Origin of the sequence: Streptomyces katrae, assembly GCF_000966975.1 — a bacterium.
Taxonomy (GTDB): Bacteria; Actinomycetota; Actinomycetes; order Streptomycetales; family Streptomycetaceae; genus Streptomyces; species Streptomyces katrae.
In genome coordinates this window covers 1-7,166 of record NZ_JZWV01000886.1, presented here as the reverse complement: position 1 = coordinate 7,166, position 7,166 = coordinate 1, and the positions used below count along the sequence as shown (strand labels likewise).

Sequence of the window (7,166 nt, the reverse complement as noted above, 5' to 3'; positions counted from 1 at the left end):
CCGCGGTGGCCGCGCGCCGGCGCAGACCGGCCAGGGTGATCCGTTCGCGCAGCAGTTCCGCGAGGGTGATCCGCAGTCCGTACGAACGCAGCAGCTCACCCCGCAGCCGGACGGCGGCGAGGCTGTGGCCGCCCAGCGCCAGGAAATCGGCTTCCTCGTCGACCGAGTCGAGCCCGAGCACCTCCGCCCACAGCCGGGCCAGCGGGTCCCCCTCGGCCTCCGCCGGCCCGCCGGCACGCGGGGCGAGGAGTTCGGCGGCCCGCTGCCTCAGCAGCACCCGGTCCTGCTTGCCGCTGCGGGTCAGCGGCATCGTCTCCAGGGTGACGAAGTGCGTGGGGACGTACGCGGACGGCAGCCGGGCGGCGACGTGGGCGCGGTACTCCTCCTGCCGGTCCGCCCCGTCCGGACCGCCGGCCGGTTCCGTGCCGTGCGGGCGGACGAACGCCACCAGGCGGGGCGCCCGTTCACCGGCGACGACCACGGCGCACTCGTCCACCCCGGGGTGTTCGCGCAGGACGCTCTCGACCTCGCCGGGCTCCACGCGCACGCCCCGGATCTTGACCTGTTCGTCGATCCGGCCGTGGTAGCGGATCTGGCCGTCCACGACGCGGACGAGGTCGCCCGTCCGGTAGACGCGCTCCAGGCCGCTGCCCTCGGGGGCGGGGACGAACACCCGCTCCGTCAGGTCGGGGCGGCCGAGGTAGCCGAGCGCCAACGGCGCGCCGCCGATGCACAGTTCTCCGGTCCCGCCCTCGGCGACCGGCACCCCCCGCCGGTCGAGCACCAGCAGGGTGCAGTTGTCGACGGCCCGCCCGATGGGCACGTCGTCGATCAGCGAGGGGTCCTCGGGGCTGTCCCAGTAGGTGACCTCGATCGAGGCCTCCGTGGGACCGTAGAGGTTGTGCAGCCGGGCGGGCAGCGTCTTGACGCACGTCCGCGCCAGCGTGGCGGGCAGCGCCTCGCCGCTGCAGAACACGTGCCGCAGGCCGGTGCAGTCTGCCGCCCCCGGCCAGCGCAGGAACTCGTCCAGCATCGACGGTACGAAATGGCAGACGGTGACCTGGTGTTCGGTCACCGCCTTGATGATCGCGGCCGGGTCGGCGTGCTCGCCGGGGGCGAGCAGGACGAGCCGGGCGCCGACGATCAGCGGCCAGTAGATCTCCCAGCCGGACACGTCGAAGGTGTACGGGGTCTTCTGCAGGACCCGGTCCTCGGCCGTCAGCCCGTAGTGGCGCTGCCCCCACAGCAGCCGGTTGGTGACGCCCCCGCTGGGCACCACGACGCCCTTGGGCGTGCCCGTGGAACCCGAGGTGAAGATGACATTGACCGGCTGGTCCGCGGCGACGGGCCGCAGCGGTCCGGGCACGTACGCCGGGTCGGGGGCGGCGGACAGCGGCTCCACGTCCAGCAGGGCGGGCCCGTCCGGCCCCTGCCGGCCGGCCAGTGCGGCGGTGGTCCCCACCACCAGGTCCGGCCGGGCGGTGTCCAGGATCAGCGCCAGCCGCTCGGCCGACTCGTCGGTGGCCAGCGGCAGGTAGGGCAGACCGGCCTTGAGCACGCCGAGCAGGGCGGCCACCATGTGCGGGCCGCGGTCCGCGAGCACCGCGACGGGCCGGTCCTCGGGCAGGGCGCGGCGCAGCAGTTCGGCGGCGAGGCGGTCGGAGACCTCCTCCAGGCGGGTCCAGGTCTCCCCGGCGCCGGTGCACGCCACCGCGTCGAGTGAGCGTTCGGCCGCGGTGCGGATGAGGCCCGGGATGCCGTACGGCGCGGGATGGTCGACGGTCGGGCCGCGCAGAGCGCGGACCGACTGGTCGGGATGTTGGTCCATCTCGGTTGTTCCCCCGTTGCAGAAAATGAAAAGACCAGCTGGTGAAGAGGGGTTGGGGGCGCTCAGACGCCCCAGGCGGACACGGCCGTGGCGGCCTGCTCCAGGTTCAGCCGGGGGTCGCACAGCGGTCTGGGCCGCCCGTCGAGCCCGGCGATGCCGTCGGCGTCGGCCACGCACTCCAGCACGTCGTCCGGTGTGGCCTCCAGGTGGAGTCCTCCCGCGGTCCCGCCGGCGCACTCCACGGCCTGCCGGAAGCCCCGGACCTCGCGGACGACCTCCTCGACGAGGCGGGTCTTGCGGCCGGCCGGGGTGGTGACCGTGTTTCCGTGCATCGGGTCGCACATCCAGACCACGGGATGCCCGGCCCGGCGCACGCACTCCACGAGCGCGGGAAGGCCGCGCCGCACCGCGCCGGCCCCCTGCCGGGCGATGAGGGTGAGCCGCCCGGGCTGCCGCTCCGGGTCCAGCAGCCCGCACAGCTCCAGCAGTTCCGCCGGGGTCATCGTCGGCCCGACCTTGCAGGCGACCGGGTTGTCCACCTCGGCGAGCAGTCGTACGTGGGCCCCACGGGCGGAGCGGGTGCGTTCACCGATCCAGGGCCAGTGCGTCGAGGAGAGGAAGGCCCGCCCCGAGCCGTCCCCGCGGACCAGGGGCAGTTCGTAGTCCATGACGAGGGCCTCGTGGCTGGTCCAGGTCCTGGCGCGGTTCCACCCGGTGTCCGTCCGCAGCGCGGAGTGCACCGACAGCGCCGCCCGGTAGCAGTCCGTCAGCCTGCGCGGCTCGTGGACGCGGGCGGCGGCGTCCGGCTCCGGACCGTTGACCATGTGACCCCGGAAGACCGGGAGTTCACGGCCCCCGTGGCGCTCGGTGGGGCGGGAGCGCGGCTTGGCGTACTGGCCGGCCATGCGGCCCACCCGTACCGTCGGCCGACCGGTGATCTCCGAGAACGCGGCGGCGAGGGCGTCGAGCATGCCGACCTTGGCCCGCACGGCCTCGGGCGTGCTGTCCGCCGGATCCTCGGCACAGTCCCCGGCCTGCAGGATGTTCACGTCGCCCCGCGCGGCCTCGGCGACGAGCAGACCGAAGGCCTTCACCTCGCCGGGACCGACGAGCCCCGGCGCGTGGCGCAGTTCCCCGACGGCCGCGGGGAGGTCCTCGTGGCCGGCCCAGTCGGGCTGCTGAAGGGCGGGCAGTGCGGAGATGTGGTCGAGGGCGTCGGCCGGATACGGTTCCCCTCCGTACCAGCCCGGTTTGTCGACTAGAGATATGCCGTGCGGCATGGTGGTCCCCCTGATTGCGGTGCTGTTCGTCGCGGTGGTGCCGCGGTGGTCGGGGTCATGCGGCCACCTCCCCTGCGGGCCGGTGCGGCGGCGCGGCCGGCTTCACGGTCAGGCGGCGCACGCTGGAGCTGCACAGGGCCAGTCCGGTGGCCGCGAGGACGAGCACGGCGCCGGTCACGAGCGTGGTGTCGATGCCCGCGTGCAGCGCGATCGGGCCCGCGGCCACCTCCCCGACCGGGATGGCCACGAAGGAGCCGAGCGCGTCGTAGGAGTAGACCCGCGCCAGCCGCTCCTGCGGAATGTTCTCCTGGAGGGACACGTCCCAGGCGACGGCCAGTTGTTCCAGGGCCACACCGTTGATGAACATCGCGGCCACCAGCAGGGCGACGTGCGAGGTCGTCCCGAGGGCGAGCAGCGGCACCGCCTCGAACGCCCCGACGGCCGCGAACCCGCCCGCGAACGCGCCGGCCGTCTGCGCGGCGAGCAGCAGCCCCCAGGTCGTCCGTCCGAAGGTCTGGTCGGCGATCGTCGGCCCGAGGACCTGGAGCCCGCCGGAAACCACCGCGTTGATGACCAGGAACTGGAGCACCACCACCCACACCCAGGTCCGGGAGGTGAACTCCGACCAGCCCTCGCGTAGTTCGGCCAGCGGCCGGGCCGGCCCGGCCGGCGCCGCGGGCGTCCCCGCCGTCCGCAGCCCGGCGAAACACAGTCCTGCCACCAGGAACACCGCCGCGTTGACGGCGATGCCCCAGCCGGGGCCCGCGAGGCCCACCACGATGCCGCCGGCCGAGGCGCCGAGGACCATGCCCGCGTTGACGGCCATCCGGACCACCGCGTTGGCCGGCCGGATCATCTCGTGCGGAACGGTCTGCGGCACGAGGGCGGCCGCCGCAGGCAGGGACAGCGCGGACACCATGCCGTTGATCACGCTGATCACGACCAGCACGGGGATCGAGGCGAAGCCCAGCAGCACGCTCGCCGCGATCACGGCCTGGGCCAGCCCGGCGGCCACGCTCGACCCCTGGAGCACCAGCCTGCGCGGCAGCCGGTCGGCGATCACCCCGCCGAACAGCAGCAGCGCCACATTGGCCACCGACCGGGCCCCGACCACGATCCCGAGGTCGACCAGCGACCCGGTCAGGTCGAGCACGGCGAAGGAGAGCACGATCGGAGCCATGGCGTTGGCGAAGTAGGTGGCCATGCGGCCGCCCGCCAGGCAGCGGAAGCTCCGCTGCCGCAGCGGGTCCAGCAGGGTGGGGGCGCGCGTCCCTTCGCCGTTCATCGTCCGGCCGTCGGACTGTCCACGACCAGCACGCTGTTGGAGGCAGCGCCCTGGTGCGTGTTGATGAGGTCGCCCCGCTTGGGACTGCCGTGCCGGACGTAGATCCCCGAGAGCCCGCGGCCGTACATCATCGGCCCGAGGACGCAGGGCACGGCGGCGCTGCGGATCTCCCCGGTGGTCTCGTGCGCGAACTCGAAGGTGACGAGGTCGGCCTCCACCACCCGCTGGAGGATGTGGTCGCCCGGTCCGGCGGCTGCCAGGCCCGCTCCCGCCACTCCTCCTGCTCCACCGAGCGGCCCAGGGTCACCCCGGCGCCGCCGTAGCCGTCGCCGGGCTTGAGCACCAGCGAGGCCCGCTCCTCGCCCAGGGCGTCCGCCCCGGCGATCACGGTGTACGGCACGTGCCGGCGTACGAAGTCCCGGTCCTGCGGGTCGAGCAGGCCGAGGTCCTCCCACAGCCAGGCCAGCGCCCGCTTGTCGCTGACCGGGCTGGTCGCCTCGGGGGTGTACATCCGGGCCGTGCCCGCGCGCAGGGCCGCGCCCAGGGCGTCGAGCCCGGGACCGCCCTGCTCGACGGGCAGGAAGAGGCGGAACACCCCGTCCGCGACGTGCTCGCCGGCCCGCAGCCGCTGCCGGTCGTCGAGGGTCAGCCCGTCCAGCGGGTACCCGACCACGGTGATGCCGTGCGCCTTGCCCCGTTCGGCCATGGGGTCGAGGAAGGCGACGAACTCGTCCAGGTCCGCCAGGTAGTCGAGGCCCTCCTCGTGGAAGACGGGCACGACGAGGCAGCCCCCCTCGGTCAGGCCGAGGAAGGAGACCAGTTCGGTGAAGAAGGCGTCGACCGCGGACGGCGGGGTGCGCAGCAGGACCTCCGACGGGTTCCCGGCGGCTCCCGGGCCGGCGTACACCTCCTGGAACTGCCCGGCGATGAGGTCGGCCTCGATGGCTCCGCCGATCGCCCCGTCGATGTTGAGCTCGACGACCTTGGGGACGCCCCGCTCGACCATCACGTCGGCGCGCATCGAGGTCAGCAGCCGCTCCGTGAGCGCCTCGGCCGGGTCGAGCAGCGGGAACTGGCTCAGCGGCATGGACAGCGCCTCCAGCAGCTCCCCGGCGGTCGACACCCGGCGCAGGCACGCCTGGAGGACCAGGCCCGCCGCACGGTCGGCGACCGCGCCGACCAGCTCGTACGCCTCGGCGTCCAGCAGCAGGGGACGGGTGGGGCACCAGGAGTCCGCCAGGCGCGGCACGCCGGCGTGCCCCCGCCGCCAGTGCTCCCGGCCGAGCGCGGCGATCCGGCCGCGCGCCTCCTCGGGGAGGCGGTCGTACAGGTCGACCACGGGTGCGTCGCCGCGTGTGCCGCTCATGGACGGGCCGCCCACCGCTCGTGACCCGGCAGCAGACCCAGTTCGGCCTGCCGGTAGTCGCGGACGATCTCGGCGACCACGGCGTTGTCCGTGTCGAAGACGGTGTCGTCCAGGCACTGCACGGGGCGCACCCCGCCGGCGGTGCTGGCCACGCACAGCGCGTCGCAGGCGGCCAGGTCCGCCGCGGCCAGCGGGCTCCGGTCCACCTCGTACCCGAGGCCGGCCGCGATCTCGATCACGGAGTCCACGGTGATCCCGTCGAGGGCGGCGGGGGAGTCGGGCACCAGCAGCGTACGGCCGCGTACGCCGAAGACGTTCTGAACGGTGCACTCGGCGACGAAGCCCGTGTCGTCCAGCAGCAGGGCGTCGTCGTAGCCGCGCTGCCGGGCGTCCGTCCAGGCGGTCCGCGAGCCCAGGTAGCCGGCGGACACCTTCGCCTTGGTCGGGAAGGCGTGCGGGCTGAGCCGGGCGACCGACGACAGGGTCAGCCGCGGCCGCTGGGCGCGGATCACCGAATCGAAGGAGGAGACGTCGAAGGCCAGCACCGCCACCTGGGCCTCGGCGCCGGGCGCCGCGAGGCCCAGGACCCCGTCGCCGAGGAAGGCGATGGGGCGCAGGTAGGCCCGGCGCAGGCCGTTGGCGGTCAGCGTCGCGTGGCAGGCGGCGGCCAGCTCGGCGGGGGACTGCGCGAGCGAGATCCCCACCAGGCGGCACGACTCGGCGAACCGGGTCATGTGCTCCTCGAGCCGGAAGACGTGGTGGCCGCCCTCCGCGGAGGGGAAGGCGGAGATCCCCTCGAAGACGCAGAGCCCGTAGTGGAGGCTGTGGTTGGCGAGCGTCAGGGCGGAGTCCCCGGAGGGGACCACGCTGCCCTGCCACCACATGAGCTTCGCTGGTTCGTTCATCGTTCTCAGTCCTTGTCGTGCCGGGCGACCGCCCGGCAAATCAGGTCGCCCACCTCACCGGTGCGCGCGGTGCCGCCCAGGTCGGGGGTCAACAGGTCCCCGCACAGCACCTCGTCGACGGCGCGCTCCACGGCGGCGTGCGCGGCGCGCAGTCCCAGCCGGTCCAGCATCATCGAGTAACTCATCACGGATGCCAGCGGGTTGGCGCGCCCCGTGCCGACGAGGTCGGGGGCGCTGCCGTGCACCGCCTCGAACACGCCGGCGAATTCGGTGTCGTCCGGGTCGTAGCTCGCCGAGGGCGCGACCCCGAGCCCGCCGGCGAGCATGGAGGCCTCGTCGCTGAGGATGTCCCCGAAGAGGTTTCCGGCCACCACCACGTCGAAGCGGGCCGGGTCGCGGATCAGTTCCATGGCCGCGGCGTCGACGTACAGGTGGTCGCACTCCACGTCCGGGTAGGACGCGGCGATCGCGCGGAACCGGCTCTGCCACAGCGGTCCGGCGC

Annotated in this window: 7 protein-coding genes; all 7 read right to left on the bottom strand. The window is 74.0% G+C overall.

What is annotated here, in order from left to right; genetic code table 11:
* On the bottom strand, window positions 1-1,828 hold a 1,828-nt coding region (locus VR44_RS28895), incomplete at its 3' end, for a non-ribosomal peptide synthetase (protein ID WP_157880426.1).
* Between the two features lie 62 nt (window positions 1,829-1,890).
* Window positions 1,891-3,108 (bottom strand): 3-deoxy-7-phosphoheptulonate synthase, encoded by a 1,218-nt coding sequence (locus tag VR44_RS28890; RefSeq protein WP_094191975.1) that lies wholly within the window; start codon window positions 3,106-3,108, stop codon window positions 1,891-1,893.
* 55 nt (window positions 3,109-3,163) lie between these two features.
* Complete coding sequence (locus VR44_RS28885) at window positions 3,164-4,393, bottom strand: MFS transporter (RefSeq protein WP_045950559.1); 1,230 nt, start codon at window positions 4,391-4,393, stop codon at window positions 3,164-3,166.
* Window positions 4,390-4,524: a hypothetical protein gene (locus tag VR44_RS48590; RefSeq protein WP_281187222.1), complete on the bottom strand. Its 135-nt coding sequence runs from the start codon at window positions 4,522-4,524 to the stop codon at window positions 4,390-4,392. The genes VR44_RS28885 and VR44_RS48590 overlap by 4 nt, the downstream gene beginning before the upstream one ends.
* Window positions 4,521-5,759 carry an ATP-grasp domain-containing protein gene (locus VR44_RS28880; RefSeq protein ID WP_157880425.1) on the bottom strand — a complete coding sequence of 413 codons (1,239 nt, stop codon included), beginning with the start codon at window positions 5,757-5,759 and terminating at the stop codon, window positions 4,521-4,523. The genes VR44_RS48590 and VR44_RS28880 overlap by 4 nt, the downstream gene beginning before the upstream one ends.
* Entirely contained in the window at window positions 5,756-6,664 is a 909-nt protein-coding gene (locus VR44_RS28875) for an aminotransferase class IV (RefSeq protein ID WP_052713874.1), read from the bottom strand. The genes VR44_RS28880 and VR44_RS28875 overlap by 4 nt, the downstream gene beginning before the upstream one ends.
* A gap of 5 nt (window positions 6,665-6,669) precedes the next feature.
* A partial coding sequence (locus tag VR44_RS28870) for an isocitrate/isopropylmalate family dehydrogenase (protein WP_045950558.1) occupies window positions 6,670-7,166 on the bottom strand: 497 nt, incomplete at its 5' end.